This is a genomic window from Pseudomonas sp. HR1 (assembly GCF_030175875.1).
Classification (GTDB): Bacteria; Pseudomonadota; Gammaproteobacteria; order Pseudomonadales; family Pseudomonadaceae; genus Chryseomonas; species Chryseomonas oryzihabitans.
On the sequence record NZ_JASNRF010000004.1, the window covers coordinates 295812 to 311436 of the forward strand.

Here is a 15625-nt window from a genome sequence, read left to right on the forward strand (position 1 = left end):
CGCGAGTGGGTTCTTGCCCTCAATGATCATACGAAATTTCACCTTCAGACAAGGGCTGCGGCCGGAAGGCCTCGGCGACCATGTCATTGACACCGGCCAGCTGGGCGATGGCGGCGTGGCGAGCGGTCAGCGGGTCGCGGTGCTGGATGGCGGTGAGGATCGCCTTGTGCCGGGAGACCAGCAGGTTGAGGCTGTCGCCGGCGGCGAACAGCGCCGAGGAGCGTTCCAGGTAGTCCCGCACCGGCAGCAACATGATGCTGTAGAGGTGAGTCAGCAATTCGTTGTGGGTGGCCGTGGCGATGGACAGGTGAAAGGCCATGTCCGGTTCGGCCATGTTGGCGATGTCCACGGCCTGCTCCATCCGCTCGTAGGCGTCTTCGATGGCCTTCACGTCTTCGGGCTGGGCATTGGCAGCCGCCATGGCGGCGACCTCCGGCTCGATGATGTTGCGCACCTTGACCAGGGTCTCGTAGAAGCTGTGCCGCGAATCGCTCTCCAGCAGCCAATGCAGGACGTCGGGATCGAGCAGATGCCACTCGTTGCGTGGTTTGACCACGGTTCCGACCTTGGGCTTGGACCTGACCAGGCCCTTGGCCACGAGCACCCGGGTAGCCTCACGCAGGACAGGGCGGCTCACTTGGTACTCTTCGCACAGCTGCGCCTCGGGGGGCAGGCGCTGGTCTGGCAGAAAGTGTCCAGACACGATCTGGGTACCGAGCTCATGAACGATGCGAGCGTGTCTGCTTTTGCGCGGCAGCGGTGTCTTGTAATTCATCGAAAGGCATCCGAAGTCGTCGTGCCATCACTATAACACCATCAGCGCGATAACCGATCTTATCGTGGGCCAGGCGGCTCTGTAATGGGGATCAGCGGAAAGCAAGAGGTAAGATTTCCTACTTCGTAACATTGTTTTAATAGTACCAAATTTACCTTAAGTGCCGATTAATGGCGGCTTATGGCTATTTAACGTCTTAATGATATTACGTTAGACTTTAGGGCGATCTGCGCTTCAACCGCACAAAAACAACAAGTCGGAGAACGCCATGCACCCCGAATCCGTCCTCATTCGCCGGATCACGCACAAGCTGATTCCCTTTCTCGTCCTGCTCTATCTGGTCGCCTACATCGACCGCTCTGCCGTGGGCTTCGCCAAGCTGCACATGGGCGCCGACGTCGGCATCGGCGACGCCGCCTACGGCCTCGGTGCCGGCCTGTTCTTTATCGGTTACTTCCTCTTCGAAGTACCCAGCAATCTGCTGCTGGAGCGCTTCGGTGCCCGGCGCTGGTTCGCCCGCATCCTGATCACCTGGGGCGCCATCACCATGGGCATGGCCTTCGTCCAGGGTCCCACCAGTTTCTATGTCATGCGCTTCCTGCTGGGGGTGGCCGAGGCCGGCTTCTTTCCCGGGGTGCTCTACTACCTCACCCAGTGGTTCCCGGTGCGTCACCGCGGCAAGATCATGGGGCTGTTCATCCTCTCCCAACCCATCGCCATGCTGGTGACGGGGCCGCTGTCGGGCATGCTGCTGCAACTGGATGGCGCGCTCGGCCTGCACGGCTGGCAGTGGCTGTTCCTTTGCATCGGCGCGCCGGCGGTGCTGCTGGCCTGGCCGACCCTGACCCGGCTGCCGGATGGTCCGCAACAGGTCGCCTGGCTGAATGCCGAGGAAAAGCGCTGGCTGGCCACGGAGCTGGAAAAGGACCTGCACCTCTTCGACCAGACCCGCCATGGCAACCCCCTGCATGCGCTCAAGGACCGCCGGGTGCTGCTGCTGGCGCTCTACTATCTGCCGGTGACCCTGAGCATCTATGGCCTGGGGCTGTGGCTGCCGACGCTGATCCACCAGTTCGGCGGCAGCGATCTCACCACCGGCTTCATCTCGGCGATCCCCTATGCCTTCGGCATTCTCGGCCTGCTCATCGTGCCGCGCAGTTCGGATCGCCTGGGCGATCGCTACGGTCACCTGGCGGTGCTCTATGCCGTGGGCGCCCTGGCCATGGCCGGCAGCGCCTGGTTCGGCACCGCCGTGCTGCAACTGGCGGCGCTGTCGGTCGTGGCCTTCTGCCTGTTTTCCCTTACCGCGCTGTTCTGGACCCTGCCCGGACGCTTCTTCGCCGGGGCCAGTGCCGCCGCCGGCATCGCCCTGATCAATTCGGTAGGCAACCTCGGCGGCTATCTCGGCCCCTATGGCATCGGCGCGCTCAAGGCGGCGACCGGGACCCTGGCCTCGGGTCTCTATCTGCTGGCCGCGGTGCTGGTGTTTGGCCTCCTGCTGACCGGCATCGTCTACACCCGCCTGGAGCGCAAGAACCGTCGGGAAGAGGGTTACGCCGCGGAGCGTTCCGCCGGCTGACGCCCCGGGCAGGTCTCGGCGGCAAACCAGGCGGCGCCGAGGCAGACCAGATTGGCCACCAGCAGATAGCCGGCCGGCGCCATGCGATCCCCGGTGGCGCCGATCAGCCAGGTCACCACGATCTGGGCGGTGCCGCCGAAGGCCGCCACCCCCAGCGCATAGACCACCGAGAAGCCGGTGGCCCGTACCCGCTGCGGAAAGCTTTCCACCAGGAGCACGATCAGGGCCGCGCCGCTCATGCCGTGCAGGCCGGAGAGCACGGCCAGGGTCAGCAGGAAGGTGCCCGGGCCGGGTGCCTGGGTGATGAGTTCCAGCGCCGGATAGAGCAACACCAGCAACAGCAGCCGCGGCAGGATCAGCACGATGCGTCGGCCATAGCGATCGCTGAGCACCCCGCCCAGGATCGAGCAGACCGCCATGGCCGCGCCCATCACCAGGGTGGCGAGCATGGCGATCCCGGCCGGCAGCTTGAGCTCCACCAGGGCGAAGGTGGTCATGTAGTTGAGGAAATACTGGGTGATGGTGCTGCCGGAGAGGATCAGCAGTCCCAGCAGCAGTGGCCGCCGCTGGGTGGCCAGCACCTCGCCCAGCACCGCGCCGGTGCCCCGGGTTTCACCGACGTGGGTATCCACCAGGCCGCGACGGATGTAGAGACCGATGGGCAGGATCGCCAGGCCGAGCAGGAAGGGCAGACGCCAGCCCCAGGCCAGCAGTTGCTCCGGTGTCAGCCAGAGGGTCAGGCCATAGCCGATCAGGCCGGCCGCCACCGCGGCCAGGCCCTGGGCCACCACCTGCCAGCAGGCGTAGGTGCCCCTCTTGTGCAGCGGCGCCGCTTCCAGGATGTAGGTGGTGGCCGGGCCGGCTTCGCCACCCCAGGCCAGGCCCTGCAACAGCCGGGTCAGCACCAGCAGGATGGGGGCGGCGATGCCGATCTGCTCGTAGCCCGGCAGCACGGCGATGCCGCCGGTGCCCAGGGCCATCAGCACCATGGTCAGCAGCATCGCCGGCTTGCGCCCGACCCGGTCGGCCCAGGCGCCGATGAGGATGGCGCCCAGCGGGCGGACGACGAAGCCGACGCCAAAGGTGATGACGCTGGCCATGAGGCTGGCGAAGGCGTTCTGCGAGGGAAAGAACACCTGGCCGATCAGCACGGCGAAGGTGGCGTAGACGCCGAAGTCGAAGAACTCCACGGCGTTGCCGAGCACCACGGCAAAGACGCCCTTGCGGGAGTGGATAGGGCGGGAAGCGGTCATGGGCGAGCTATCAGCAGGAGCAGGGCGCGCGCCCGGGAGCGGACGCGCGAAAGGCACGGACTCAGTGGGCGAGGTGCAGGCCGCACTCGCGGTTCTCGTCACCCTTGGTGGGATCGAAGTAGTCGAACTCGTTGGGCAGGTCGTGGGCGGTGAGGTACTGGTAGAGATCCTTGGAGGTCCAGTGCAGCAGCGGCGCAACCTTGATCAGACCGTCCGGATTGACGCTGACCGGGTCCATCTGGGCGCGCACCGCGGTATCGGTGGCGCGCAGGGCGGTGAACCAGACCTCGGGCGCCGTCTCGCGCAGGGCGCGGGCGAAGGGTTCCAGCTTGACCTCTTCGGTGAAGGCGGCGTGGCGCGGATCGTCCAGCCCGGGTACCGGGCCGTCGATGGCCTCGCGGTGGGCGCGCGAGCGCTTGGGCAGGTACGTCACCAGGTTGAGATTCAGCTTGCGCACGATCTCGTCGGCGCAGCGGTAGGTGGCGGGGGTGTTGTAGCCACTGTCCATCCAGACCACCGGGATGTCCGGCTTGACCTGGCTGACCAGGTGCAGGATCACCGCCTCGAAGGGGCGGAAGTTGGTGGTGACGATGGCGCTTTTACCCAGACCCAGGGCCCAGGCGACGAGCTTTTCGGGGTCGCGGCCGAGGTCGGCGTTGATGCGGGCGAGATCGAGAGACATGGCGGACTCCAGCCGGGTAAGGGATGGGGCCATGGTAGCAAAGCCGGATCAGCTGTGGGCTGCCAGCGTCTCCAGCAGCACTCGCACCTTGGCCAGGGATTCGGCGTATTCGTCGGCCCAGTGCGAGTCCATGACGATGCCGCCGCCGCCCCAGCAACTGAGCACGCCGTCTTCGGCGAGCAGGCTGCGGATCAGGATGGAGCTGTCGCTCTCGCCGCGCACGTCCAGATAGAGCAGCGAGCCGCAGTAGGGGCCGCGGCGGGTCTCTTCCAGCTCGTCGATGATCTGCATGGCGCGGATCTTCGGCGCCCCGGTGATGGAGCCACCGGGAAAGCTGCCGGCCAGGAGATCCAGGGCGTCCAGCCCTGCGGCCAGTTCGCCGGTGACGGCGCTGACCAGGTGGTGGACGTTGGGATAGCTCTCCAGGGCGAACAACTCGGGCACCCGTACCGAGCCGATCCGGCAGCTGCGCCCCAGGTCGTTGCGCAGCAGGTCGACGATCATCAGATTCTCGGCGCGATCCTTGGGGCTGGCCAGCAGGGCACGGGCTTCGGCGGCATCGGCACCGGCCTCGGCGCGCCTTGGCCGGGTGCCCTTGATCGGGCGGGTTTCCACCTGACCGCGGCTGACCCGCAGGAAGCGCTCCGGCGAATGACTGAGCAGGGCGCCGCGCTCCAGCGCCAGATAGCCGGAGAAGGGCGTCGGGCATGCCGCGCGCAGCGCCTGGTAGGCGGTCCAGGGCGAACCCTGGAAGGGCGCGCGAAAGCGCTGGGCGAAGTTGACCTGGTAGCAGTCGCCGGCGGCGACATAGGCCTGGATGGCCTCTATGCGCTGGCGATAGGTATCACGGTCTATATCGGCAGTGAAGGGTGCGGTGAGGCTGAAGTCAGAGGTCTCGGGCGTTTCCTCTGCTTCGAACAGGGCGATCAGTCGCTGGCGTTCCTCCGCGTCCAGCGCCGGATGGCAGACCAGCTGGCTGGTCCGCGCCTGGTGATCGCTGATCAGCGCCCAGGCATAGAGGCCCAGGCGGCTATCGGGCAGTTGCAGATCGGCGTGGGCGCCGTCTGGCAGCCGTTCCAAGCGCCGGCCGAAGTCGTAGCCGAGATAGCCCAGCAGGCCACCGGCGAAAGGCAGCTCCACCTCGTCCGGCAATTCCGCCCGGCCCAGTTTGACCAAGGCGGTACGCGCCCGGGCGAAGAAAGCGCGGCCATCTTCTTCGGCTGCCGGTTGCAGCACCGCCAGCGGCCAGGCCGCCATGAGGTCGTAGCGTCCGCGCTCGGCCACTGGCCGCCCCGAATCCAGCAGCACCGCGCCGGGCTCGCCCTGCAGCAGGGCGAAACGCGCCGTGGGATCGGCGTGGTAGGGCAGGGGATGCAGGTGGCAGAGGGGCATGGCGAGGTCGGCTGGGAAGGACGGCGCGCTAGTGTAGCGAACCGCCTCTGGCGGAGCGAGATACAGGGTGTCACAGCTGGATTGTCGACAAAGATTGACGGGAAAGGCGTTCAGGCGTAGTTATTCAGGCCATAAACACAAAAGGTGTCGACAATGATCGATAGCCCCCTCCAGGCCGAAGCGCCCGAGACCGACAGTGGGACCCTCTCCGAGCAGGTGTTCCGCCGGATCCGCGAGGCCATCGTCCGCGGTGACGTGGCGCCGGGCAGCAAGATTTCCGAGCCCGAGCTGGCGCGCACCTATGGCATCAGCCGCGGGCCGCTGCGCGAAGCCATCCACCGCCTGGAAGGCCAGCGGCTGGTGGTGCGGGTGCCCCATGCCGGCGCCCGGGTCGCCGCCCTGAGCCTGGCCGAACTGGTCGAACTCTACGAAATCCGCGAATCCCTCGAAGGCATGGCCTGCCGCCTGGCGGCCGAGCGGCTCACGCCCCAGGGCATCGACGAATTGCGCCAGCTGCTGGATACCCACGAACGCGATCCGGCGTTCCAGGCCGGCACCGGCTACTACCTGCAGGAAGGCGACCACGACTTCCACTACCGCATCATCCAGGCCAGCGGCAACGGCATGCTGGTGCGGCTGCTCTGCGGCGAGCTCTATCACCTGGTGCGCATGTACCGGCTCAAGGTCTCCGCCACCCCCAATCGTCCGCGCCAGGCCTTCGCCGAGCACCACCGCATCCTCGATGCCCTGGCCGAGGGCGACGGCGAACTGGCCGAACTGCTGATGCGCCGCCACATCGCCGCCTCCAAGCGCAATCTGCAGCACCATCCCCTAGTCCAAGCTCAGTCGAGGTAACGCCATGCCTGCCGTCAGTCCCGGCCAGAAATTCCGTGCCGCCGTCGCCGCCGAACGCCCGCTGCAGGTGGTCGGCACCCTCAACGCCAATCATGCGCTGCTGGCCAAGCGCGCCGGCTTCCAGGCCATCTACCTGTCCGGCGGCGGGGTCGCGGCCGGCTCCCTGGGGCTGCCGGACCTGGGCATCAGCGGCCTGGAAGACGTGCTGATCGACGTCCGCCGCATCACCGATGTCTGCGACCTGCCGCTGCTGGTGGACGTCGACACCGGCTTCGGCGCCTCGGCCTTCAACGTGGCCCGCACCACCCGTGCCCTGATCAAGGCCGGCGCGGCGGCCATGCACATCGAGGATCAGGTCGGCGCCAAGCGCTGTGGTCATCGGCCGGGCAAGGAGATCGTCAGCCAGCAGGAGATGGTCGACCGCATCAAGGCCGCGGTGGATGCCCGCACCGATCCCGACTTCGTCATCATGGCCCGCACCGACGCCCTGGCGGTGGAAGGCCTGCAGGCCGCCATCGACCGCGCCTGCGCCTGCGTCGAGGCCGGCGCCGACATGATCTTTCCCGAGGCCATGACCGAATTGCCCATGTACCGCCAGTTCGCCCAGGCGGTGAAGGTGCCGATCCTGGCCAACATCACCGAATTCGGCGCCACGCCGCTGTTCACCACCGAAGAATTGGCCGGGGCCGATGTCGGCCTGGTGCTCTATCCGCTGTCGGCCTTCCGCGCGGCCAATCGCGCCGCCGAAAACGTCTACACGGCGATCCGCCGCGATGGCAGCCAGCAGGCGGTGGTCGACACCATGCAGACCCGCGCCGAACTCTATGACCGCATCGACTATCACCGCTACGAGGACCAGCTGGATCGCCTGTTCCAACAACAGAAACACTGACGCTCCACCCTGAACGCCCGCTTTTTCGCCTAACAAATCCAAGAGGAGCGAGACGATGGCAGACAGCAAAACCCTCGGCGGCGCCGGCCTGCGTGGCCAGGTCGCCGGCCGCACCGCGCTTTGCACCGTCGGCAAGACCGGCGCCGGCCTCACCTACCGGGGCTACGACATCCGTGAATTGGCCGCTCAGGCCGACTTCGAGGAAATCGCCCACCTGCTGCTCTATGGCGAGCTGCCCACGCAAGCGCAACTGGACACCTATCGCCAGCGCCTGGCGGCCCTGCGCGACCTGCCGCAGCCGCTCAAGGAAGGCCTGGAGCGTATCCCCGCCAGCGCCCACCCCATGGACGTGATGCGTACCGGCGCCTCCCTGCTGGGCACCCTGGAGCCGGAGCACAGCTTCGCCGACCAGCAGCAGGTGGCCGATCGCCTGCTCGGCGCCTTTCCGGCGATCCTGCTGTATTGGCACCACTTCAGCCAGAGCGGCACCCGCATCGACTGCACCAGCGACGCCCCGGACATCGCTAGCCACTTCCTCACCCTGCTGCACGGCAAGGCGCCCAGCGAGTTGCATGCCCGGGTGATGAACGTCTCGCTGATCCTCTATGCCGAGCACGAATTCAACGCCTCCACCTTTACCGCCCGGGTCTGCGCCTCGACGCTGTCGGATCTCTATTCCTGCGTCACCGGCGCCATCGGCTCCCTGCGCGGCCCGCTGCATGGCGGCGCCAACGAGGCGGCCATGGCGTTGATCGAGCGCTTCGCCTCGCCCGAGGAGGCGGTCACCGGCCTCAAGCAGATGCTCGAACGCAAGGAAAAGGTGATGGGCTTCGGCCACGCCATCTACCGCGACAGCGATCCGCGCAACGAGGTGATCAAGGACTATGCCCGGCAACTGGCGGCGGAGGTGGGCGACCGGGTGCTGTTCCCGGTCTCGGAAGCCATCGACCGCACCATGAAGGAAGAGAAGGGGCTGTTTCCCAACGCCGACTTCTACCACGCCTCGGCCTATCACTTCCTCGGCATCCCGACGCCGCTGTTCACCCCGATCTTCGTCTGCTCGCGGACGGCCGGCTGGTGCGCCCACGTCTTCGAGCAGCGCGCCGACAACCGCATCATCCGCCCCAGCGCGGATTACATCGGTGTCGAGCAGCGGGCCTTCACGCCCATCGCCAATCGTTGATTGTTTGATCGCGGCCATGGGCCGCTCCTACAAGGGCGGGAGCGTCCTGTAGGAGCGGCCCATGGCCGCGATGAACCTAACCCCGTACAGCGGCCGCATCGGCGGACCGCCATGACCACGATATTTAGGAACCAAAACCCATGAGCGCCAACGTCGATCTCAACAACCGACCCGATTACGACCAGGTCATCCAGGACCTGGCCGATTACGTGCTGAACTACCAGGTCACCTCCCGCGAGGCCCTGGACACCGCCCGCAACTGCTTGATGGACACCCTCGGCTGCGGCCTGCTGTCCCTGCGTTTCCCCGAGTGCACCAAGCTGCTCGGCCCCCAGGTGGAGGGCACCGTGGTGCCCCAGGGCGCGCGGGTGCCGGGCACCAGCTATCGCCTGGACCCGGTCAAGGCGGCCTGGGACATCGGCTGCATCATTCGCTGGCTGGACTACAACGACACCTGGCTGGCCGCCGAGTGGGGCCACCCCTCCGACAACCTAGGCGCCATCCTGGCGGTGGCCGACCACCTCTCCCAGCGCCGCGTGGCCCAGGGCGAAGCGCCCCTGACCATGCGCGAGGTGCTGGAGGCCATGGTCATGGCCCACGAGATCCAGGGCGTCTTCGCCCTGGAGAACTCCTTCAACCGTGTCGGCCTGGACCACGTCTTCCTGGTCAAGCTGGCCTCCACCGCGGTCAGCGCCAAGCTGATGGGCGCCAACCGCGAGCAACTGCTGGCGGCCCTGTCCCACGCCTTCGTCGATGGCCAGGCCCTGCGCACCTATCGCCATGCACCCAATGCCGGCAGCCGCAAGTCCTGGGCCGCCGGTGATGCCTCGAGCCGCGGCGTGCGCCTGGCCGACATCGCTCTGCGTGGCGAGATGGGTATCCCGGGCGTGCTCAGCGCGCCCCAGTGGGGCTTCTACGACGTGCTGTTCAGCCACACCAACAAGGATCTGGCCACCAAGCCGGCGGACCAGCGTCAGTTCAGCTTTCCCCAGGGCTTCGGCAGCTACGTGATGGAAAACGTGCTGTTCAAGATCAGCTTCCCGGCGGAATTCCATGCCCAGACCGCCGCCGAAGCCGCGGTGATCCTGCACCCCCAGGTGCGCGACCGCGTCGATCAGATCGAGAAGATCGTGGTGACCACCCACGAATCGGCCATTCGCATCATCTCCAAGCAGGGCCCCATGGCCAACGCCGCCGACCGCGACCACTGCCTGCAGTACATGATCGCCGTGCCGCTGCTGTTCGGCGACCTGGTCGCCGAGCACTACGAGGACGCCTTCCACCAGGCGCATCCGCGCATCGACCAGCTGCGCGAGAAGATGGAGATCGTCGAGGACGAGCGCTACAGCCGCGAATACCTGGAAGCCGACAAGAGATCCATCGCCAATGCCCTGCAGGTGTTCTTCACCGATGGCAGCAGCACCGAGAAGATCGCCGTGGAATATCCCATCGGCCATCGCCGGCGCCGCGAAGAGGGCATTCCGCTGCTGGAGCGCAAATTCCAGAGCAACCTGGCCACGCGCTTCCCGGCCGGTCGCTGCGCCCAGATCTTCGCGCTGTGCAAGGACCAGGCAGGCCTGGAAGCCACCCCGGTGCATCGCTTCGTGGACCTGTTCGTGCTGTAAACGGAAGAGGCGACTCGCTCGATCCCGGAGGGCCATCCAGGATCAGGCGAGTCGCCTCAGAGGTGGGGCAGGGCGCGCCGGGTGATCAGCTCCCCGCCGCGCCCTTTTTCTTTTAGTAGTAGCGATCCACATAGGCCGGCTGCTGCTGCCGACCGGCCAGGCGCCAGTGCTCCTGCAGGGCGGTGTAGACGCTTCGGATGAAGTTGTCGTCCGCCGCTGCCGACTTGCCGACGTAGCCGCCGCCCTTGTTGTAGGTTTTGAAGCGGATGCGCAGGCTGGGATGGCGCTCTTCGAACTGCTCGGGCGTCTCGCCGCCGGGCAGGCGGTCGACGTGCACCGCGCCGCTCTCGCAGACCCAGAGGATGTGGTTGTGGTTCTTGTCCTTGAGCCGGCCGAACAGCTGCTTGAGATCGTCCAGGCTGGGGTTGTCGTTCAGGTTCATGAGCGTGTCCTCCGCAGTGGCCGTGATCAGTGGAACTGGTTCATGGTGTTGTCCTTGCCCGCCGCCTTGAGCGCGGCTTCCCCGGCAAAGTATTCCTTGTGGTCGTCGCCCATGTCCGAGCCGGCCATGTTCTGGTGCTTGACGCAGGCGATGCCCTGGCGGATCTCCTGGCGCTGCACGCCCTTGACGTAGGCCAGCATGCCTTCCTCGGCGAAGTAGCCCTTGGCCAGGTTGTCGGTGGACAGGGCCGCGGTGTGGTAGGTGGGCAGGGTGATCAGGTGGTGGAAGATGCCTGCCTCGCGCGCCGCATCGCGCTGGAAGCTCTGAATCCGCGCATCGGCCAGGCGCCCCAGTTCGGTGTCGTCGTAGTCCACGTTCATCAGCTTGGCGCGGTCGTAGGCGGAGACGTCCTTGCCCTCGGCCTGCAGGGCGTCGAACACCTGCTGGCGGAAGCTCAGGGTCCAGTTGAAGGAGGGGCTGTTGTTGTAGACCAGCTTGGCATTGGGCACGACCTCGCGGATGCGGTCGACCATGGCCTTGATCTGGCCGACGTGGGGCTTCTCGGTCTCGATCCACAGCAGGTCGGCACCGTTCTGCAGCGAGGTGATGCAGTCCAGCACCACGCGATCCACACCGCTGCCGGCACGGAACTGGAACAGGCCGCTGGCCAGGCGCTTGGGCCGCAGCAGCTTGCCGCCGCGGCTGATCAGCACATCGCCGTTGCCCAGCTGGCTGGCGTCTACCTCGTCGCAGTCGAGGAAGCTGTTGTACTGGTCACCCAGGTCGCCCGGCTGCTTGCTCACGGCGATCTGCTTGGTCAGGCCGGCGCCCAGGGAGTCGGTGCGGGCGACGATGACGCCTTCGTCCACGCCCAGTTCGAGGAAGGCGTAGCGCACGGCGTTGATCTTGGCCAGGAAGTCCTCGTGGGGCACCGTGACCTTGCCGTCCTGGTGGCCGCACTGCTTCTCGTCGGAGACCTGGTTTTCCAGCTGGATGCAGCAGGCGCCGGCCTCGATCATCTTCTTGGCCAGGAGGTAGGTGGCCTCGGCGTTGCCGAACCCGGCGTCGATGTCGGCGATGATCGGCACCACATGGGTTTCATGGCTGTCGATCTTGGCCTGGATAGCGGCGGCCTTGGCGTTCTCGTCGGCGGCGCGGGCGGCGTCCAGCTCGCGGAACAGCATGCCCAGCTCGCGGGCGTCGGCCTGGCGCAGGAAGGTGTAGAGCTCTTCGATCAGTGCCGGCACGCTGGTCTTCTCGTGCATGGACTGATCCGGCAGCGGGCCGAATTCCGAGCGCAGCGCGGCGATCATCCAGCCGGACAGATAGAGGTAGCGGCCTTTCGTGCTGCCCAGGTGCTTCTTGATGGCGATCAGCTTCTGCTGCCCGATGAAGCCGTGCCAGCAGCCCAGCGACTGGGTGTAGGCACTGCTGTCGGCGTCGTAGGCGGCCATGTCCCGGCGCATGATGGCCGCGCAGTGGCGGGCGATGTCGAGACCGGTCTTGAAGCGATTCTGCAGGCGCATCCTCGCTGCGTACTCCGGATTGATGGCGCTCCAGTGATTGCCGGTGCTGTTCTTGAGGGCGGCGATGGCCTGAACGTCGTTCTCGTAAGCGGACATGAGTCGATCCTTCTCGATGAGGTTGGCTTGGGTACCAGTCTTTTCCCAACGTCCGGCAGCGGGATGGCGGTTGCCACCCGGATACCGGTCGCGAAGGCGAAAGGTCAGCCCAGCTGTCGAGTCATGTCGCCGTACGTTCCTGCATGGATCCGGACGTCACCTCTGGCGACGCTGCCTCGAGCAGCGCGGCATTTCAGTCGTCTTCTCTTGTAGTGCCTCTTGAGCATCACTACGCAAGACGGCCCGAGGGTCACCCGGAGCCCAGGCGCGACCCGCATGGATAGGGGGTTCGCGTCCGGTGCAGCTAGAGATTTGCAGGAGATAAGGGCGTCGTCAACTCAGTTTTGTAGTGCTTTCGTATAGTCACTACAAAAGTCGTAGACGCGGCTGGGAGCGGGTTTGGGGCGTCTATTGCTGACCCATGGGTCGCCGATGAGGGCAAAACAGGGCCGCAAGCCACGGCGCTGGCCGTGACCCTGCGGTCACTCAAAGGGTGAGCCGGCGGCCTCCGGTCGCCCCTCCTGGTGAGGGGCGGCGGCGCGGGAAGAGGGCGGGACTTGCCGGTCAGTGCCGACGAACGGTAAGTCCCCTCCTGCCTTAGGACGAGGTAGCGGCGGTGAGACCGGTCAGGGTATCGGCGATGTCCTTGGTGCGGTGGGAGGTCTGGGCGGTGAGGCGACCGGACTCACGCAGGACGGCGAGCAGCTCCTGCAGCGAACCCACGTCCTGGGCCTGGCCGGCGATATGGGCACCGACCTCGCTGATGGCGCGCGACAACTGGTCGATGTCGGCGCCGATCTCGGCGGCGTTCTTGTGGGTGATGGCCGCCAGGTTGCGCACCTCGTCGGCCACCACCGCGAAGCCGCGACCGCTCTCGCCGGCGCGCGCCGCCTCGATGGCCGCGTTGAGCGCCAGCAGGTTGGTCTGGCCGGCGATCTGCTGGATCACCTGGACGATGGACTGGATGCGCAGACTCGACTGGCTCAGCTCGTTGGCGCTGCGCACCACGTCCTCCGCCTGTTCGGTGAGGTGCTGCACGGTGCTGTCGGCCTGGCGGGTGACCTCGCCCTGCTGCAAGATGTTGCCCGCCAGATCGTCCATGCTGCTGTGCAATTCGCCGGAGTAGTGCCGCAACTGCTCGCCGATCTCCTGGCGACTCTGGTGCGCCTGGCGCAGCACCTGGCCGAGGTCGGCGAGGCCGCCGAACACCGCCTGGATGGAGTCGTCGAGGCCCTGGGCATCCACCACACCCGTGAAGTTCTGCCGCTTGAACTCGTTGATCTGGTTGACCACCACCTGGCTTAGCCCGGCCAGCTTCTTGATCTGCCGGCGCAGGAAGAAGGCCTTGAACTCGCCGTAGTGGGCGGCGAAGTTGTCGACGTAGTCGTCGCGGAAGGGCGCGCCCTCCGGGGTACGGAAAAAGAACACCGCGGTGAGCGTCTGGTTGAGGTTCAGGCCGAGGATCTCGCCAAAGGTGGAAAAGCCCACCACCGGCGTCTGGCCGAACACCTCGCCCATGCGCGGCAGCTCGGCGCCGTTGTTGGCGCGGCGCAGGATGCAGTCGTTGAGCACGCCTACCAGCGGGGTGCCGCTCTTGCCCTGCAGGAAGCGGGCGAAGTCCTCGCGGGTGGCGTCCACCAGGGAGGTGCGCTTGACCATCACCAGCTCTTCGCCGGGCGCCACGTCGCAGAACAGGTGGATGCGCTCGCGCTCGTAGTCGATGCGGGCGATGGAGCGGACGAACAGCTCCTCGCCCACGCGGATGGCGAAGGAATAGTCCGCCAGGCGCTGCTCCAGCTGCTCGGCGCGGCAGCTCAGGGCCTCGCAGAGGGCCGCCACCATGCTCTTGATCTGGCCGCGGCTGTCGACCACCTGGCTGATGTAGCGCTCTTCCAGGGAGGCGGTGAGGACACTGAGGCTGAGCGGCGTGGCGCTGAAATTCTGGCTCTTGAACACCCCAAAGCGGGTGTTCCGGGCCATCTTCAGGAAGACTAGCTGGGCATGGTTTTCATAGGCCTTGCGGCCATCGTGCAGCAGCGTCTGGCGGAAGTCGCCCTTGCCGCCGGCGGAGCCGCCGACGAACAGGCAGGGAAAGCGGCCGGACTCGTACAGCGCCTCCATGAAGAAGGATTCCGAGGCGGACAGGCCGTCGAACAGCACGAAGGCCAGGGTATCGCGGTGATCGATGGGCGTGCGCACCTGCAGGCGCTTGAGCGACTCGGTCAGGCGGGCGAGGCGCTCCTTCATGCTGCGCCGCGGTCCGCCACGGCGGATGTCCTCGCTGTCCAGCGGAACGTGCACCACCTCGGCCGAGGCGATGACCGAGGCGTCGAAGAATTGCAGCACCAGCCGGTCCCAGGCGCCATCGGCGGGGCAATACAGGCGCTGCTCGCTGCCGCAGAGTTCGCCGGAGGTGGTGCACAGGCTGATGGATGCGCCGGGAAAGCGCCCCGCCAGCTGCCGGGCGATGGCGTCCAGGTCCAGGTGTGGCGAAACGAAGCCGGCGATATAGGTGGGCTTGAGGGCGACGCCGCCGAGGCGGTCGCCGAGTTCGCGAGCGGAGCAGGTCAGGCTGAACACGCCGCTACCGCCCTGGCGGGCACGCGCGCCGAAGCGTTGCAGAAACCCCATGATTGTTCCTCTTGTCTGGCAGGCTGGGAAAGGGAGCTCACCCAGGCATCGGCGCGTTTGCCAGCGGCTTGATAGGGGTGTGCGTCCAGGCCGCAGGCGACCGGGCGCAACGGATCAGGGGGGCGGCAGAGGCCGGGGCTCTGGCATGAGCCTTGGCGTGATAACGAGCGTGCGCAGGACCCCGAGGTCGCCCGCAGCGAGGCGACCGGTGGTCATGGCTGGCGCCGGAAGGCGACTAGTCCTGTTCGCCGTGCTCGGCGATGGCCTCGGCGCCGGTCAGCTGGCGGGTCTGGTTGGCGAAGCAATACCAGGCCGGCTTTTCTTCGATGAAGATCTCGCTGTCCAGCAACCAGTCGCTGCCCTCGAGCAGGCCCACCGGAATGGCGTAGTAAGGCTCGGCCTTGAGGCGATAGAACAGGTGAGTGCCGCAGTGGCGACAAAAGCCGCGCTCCGCCCAGTCGGACGAGGCATGGACGGCCAGGGCATCGCCACCGCCGATCACCGGTGGCTGAGCACAGTCCACTGCCAGCAGCGGGCCACCGCTCCAGCGGCGACAGGTCCGGCAATGACAGGCCGAGACGGCAAGGCTGTCGAGGCGACAATCCAGCTGGACGGCGCCGCACAGGCACTGACCGTGACGTTCGAGGGGAAGGGACATGGCACTATCCTCGTGAGACAGGAGGTCTGCAGGATA

The 15625-nt window shown here is 66.5% G+C and carries 13 protein-coding genes and 1 pseudogene; 5 read left to right on the forward strand and 9 right to left on the reverse strand.

All coding sequences use genetic code 11. The features are described from left to right. Nucleotides 1–19 precede the first annotated feature (19 nt). Entirely contained in the window at nt 20–775 is a 756-nt protein-coding gene (locus QKY98_RS16680) for a FadR/GntR family transcriptional regulator (protein WP_007160544.1), read from the reverse strand. 268 nt (nt 776–1043) lie between these two features. Here QKY98_RS16680 and QKY98_RS16685 point away from each other — a divergent pair, with 268 nt between their 5' ends. Then, nucleotides 1044–2354, forward strand: coding sequence for an MFS transporter (locus QKY98_RS16685; protein WP_042138006.1), 1311 nt, complete (start codon nt 1044–1046; stop codon nt 2352–2354). Here QKY98_RS16685 and QKY98_RS16690 read toward each other — a convergent pair. The 3 genes from QKY98_RS16690 to pabB form a co-directional block, all read right to left on the reverse strand. Continuing rightward, the gene (locus tag QKY98_RS16690) at nt 2327–3607 is read right to left on the reverse strand and encodes an MFS transporter (RefSeq protein ID WP_077172355.1); all 1281 of its coding nucleotides are present in this window, start codon (nt 3605–3607) and stop codon (nt 2327–2329) included. The genes QKY98_RS16685 and QKY98_RS16690 overlap by 28 nt on opposite strands. A 61-nt stretch (nt 3608–3668) precedes the next feature. After that, nucleotides 3669–4289, reverse strand: coding sequence for a phosphoadenosine phosphosulfate reductase domain-containing protein (locus QKY98_RS16695; protein WP_017641933.1), 621 nt, complete (start codon nt 4287–4289; stop codon nt 3669–3671). Nucleotides 4290–4337: 48 nt separating this feature from the next. After that, entirely contained in the window at nt 4338–5681 is a 1344-nt protein-coding gene (pabB, locus tag QKY98_RS16700; protein WP_284671272.1) for an aminodeoxychorismate synthase component I, read from the reverse strand. 153 nt (nt 5682–5834) lie between these two features. Here pabB and QKY98_RS16705 point away from each other — a divergent pair, with 153 nt between their 5' ends. The 4 genes from QKY98_RS16705 to prpD all read left to right on the forward strand — a co-directional run bounded on the left by QKY98_RS16705 (nt 5835) and on the right by prpD (nt 10236). Continuing rightward, complete coding sequence (locus QKY98_RS16705; RefSeq protein ID WP_027598994.1) at nt 5835–6536, forward strand: GntR family transcriptional regulator; 702 nt, start codon at nt 5835–5837, stop codon at nt 6534–6536. 4 nt (nt 6537–6540) lie between these two features. Beyond that, nucleotides 6541–7428, forward strand: a complete 888-nt coding sequence (gene prpB / locus QKY98_RS16710; protein ID WP_074584640.1) for a methylisocitrate lyase — start codon at nt 6541–6543, stop codon at nt 7426–7428. Between the two features lie 55 nt (nt 7429–7483). Continuing rightward, nucleotides 7484–8611, forward strand: a complete 1128-nt coding sequence (prpC, locus tag QKY98_RS16715; RefSeq protein WP_284671273.1) for a bifunctional 2-methylcitrate synthase/citrate synthase — start codon at nt 7484–7486, stop codon at nt 8609–8611. A gap of 140 nt (nt 8612–8751) precedes the next feature. Further along, on the forward strand, nt 8752–10236 hold the full coding sequence (gene prpD / locus QKY98_RS16720) for a 2-methylcitrate dehydratase (RefSeq protein ID WP_145153654.1): 1485 nt from the start codon (nt 8752–8754) through the stop codon (nt 10234–10236). Between the two features lie 112 nt (nt 10237–10348). Here prpD and QKY98_RS16725 read toward each other — a convergent pair whose 3' ends face one another. The 5 genes and pseudogenes from QKY98_RS16725 to QKY98_RS16740 all read right to left on the reverse strand — a co-directional run bounded on the left by QKY98_RS16725 (nt 10349) and on the right by QKY98_RS16740 (nt 15589). Beyond that, on the reverse strand, nt 10349–10678 hold the full coding sequence (locus QKY98_RS16725) for a hypothetical protein (RefSeq protein WP_284671274.1): 330 nt from the start codon (nt 10676–10678) through the stop codon (nt 10349–10351). Between the two features lie 26 nt (nt 10679–10704). Beyond that, a complete protein-coding gene (locus QKY98_RS16730; protein WP_284671275.1) occupies nt 10705–12300 on the reverse strand; it encodes an isocitrate lyase in 1596 nt (531 codons plus the stop codon). Nucleotides 12301–12897: 597 nt separating this feature from the next. After that, on the reverse strand, nt 12898–13818 hold the full coding sequence (locus QKY98_RS24025) for a methyl-accepting chemotaxis protein (protein WP_371099732.1): 921 nt from the start codon (nt 13816–13818) through the stop codon (nt 12898–12900). Between the two features lie 3 nt (nt 13819–13821). Beyond that, nucleotides 13822–14931, reverse strand: a pseudogene (locus tag QKY98_RS24030) (FIST signal transduction protein); the annotation flags it as partial. A gap of 235 nt (nt 14932–15166) precedes the next feature. Further along, nucleotides 15167–15589, reverse strand: a complete 423-nt coding sequence (locus QKY98_RS16740) for a GFA family protein (RefSeq protein ID WP_027598988.1) — start codon at nt 15587–15589, stop codon at nt 15167–15169. Nucleotides 15590–15625: the final 36 nt, after the last annotated feature.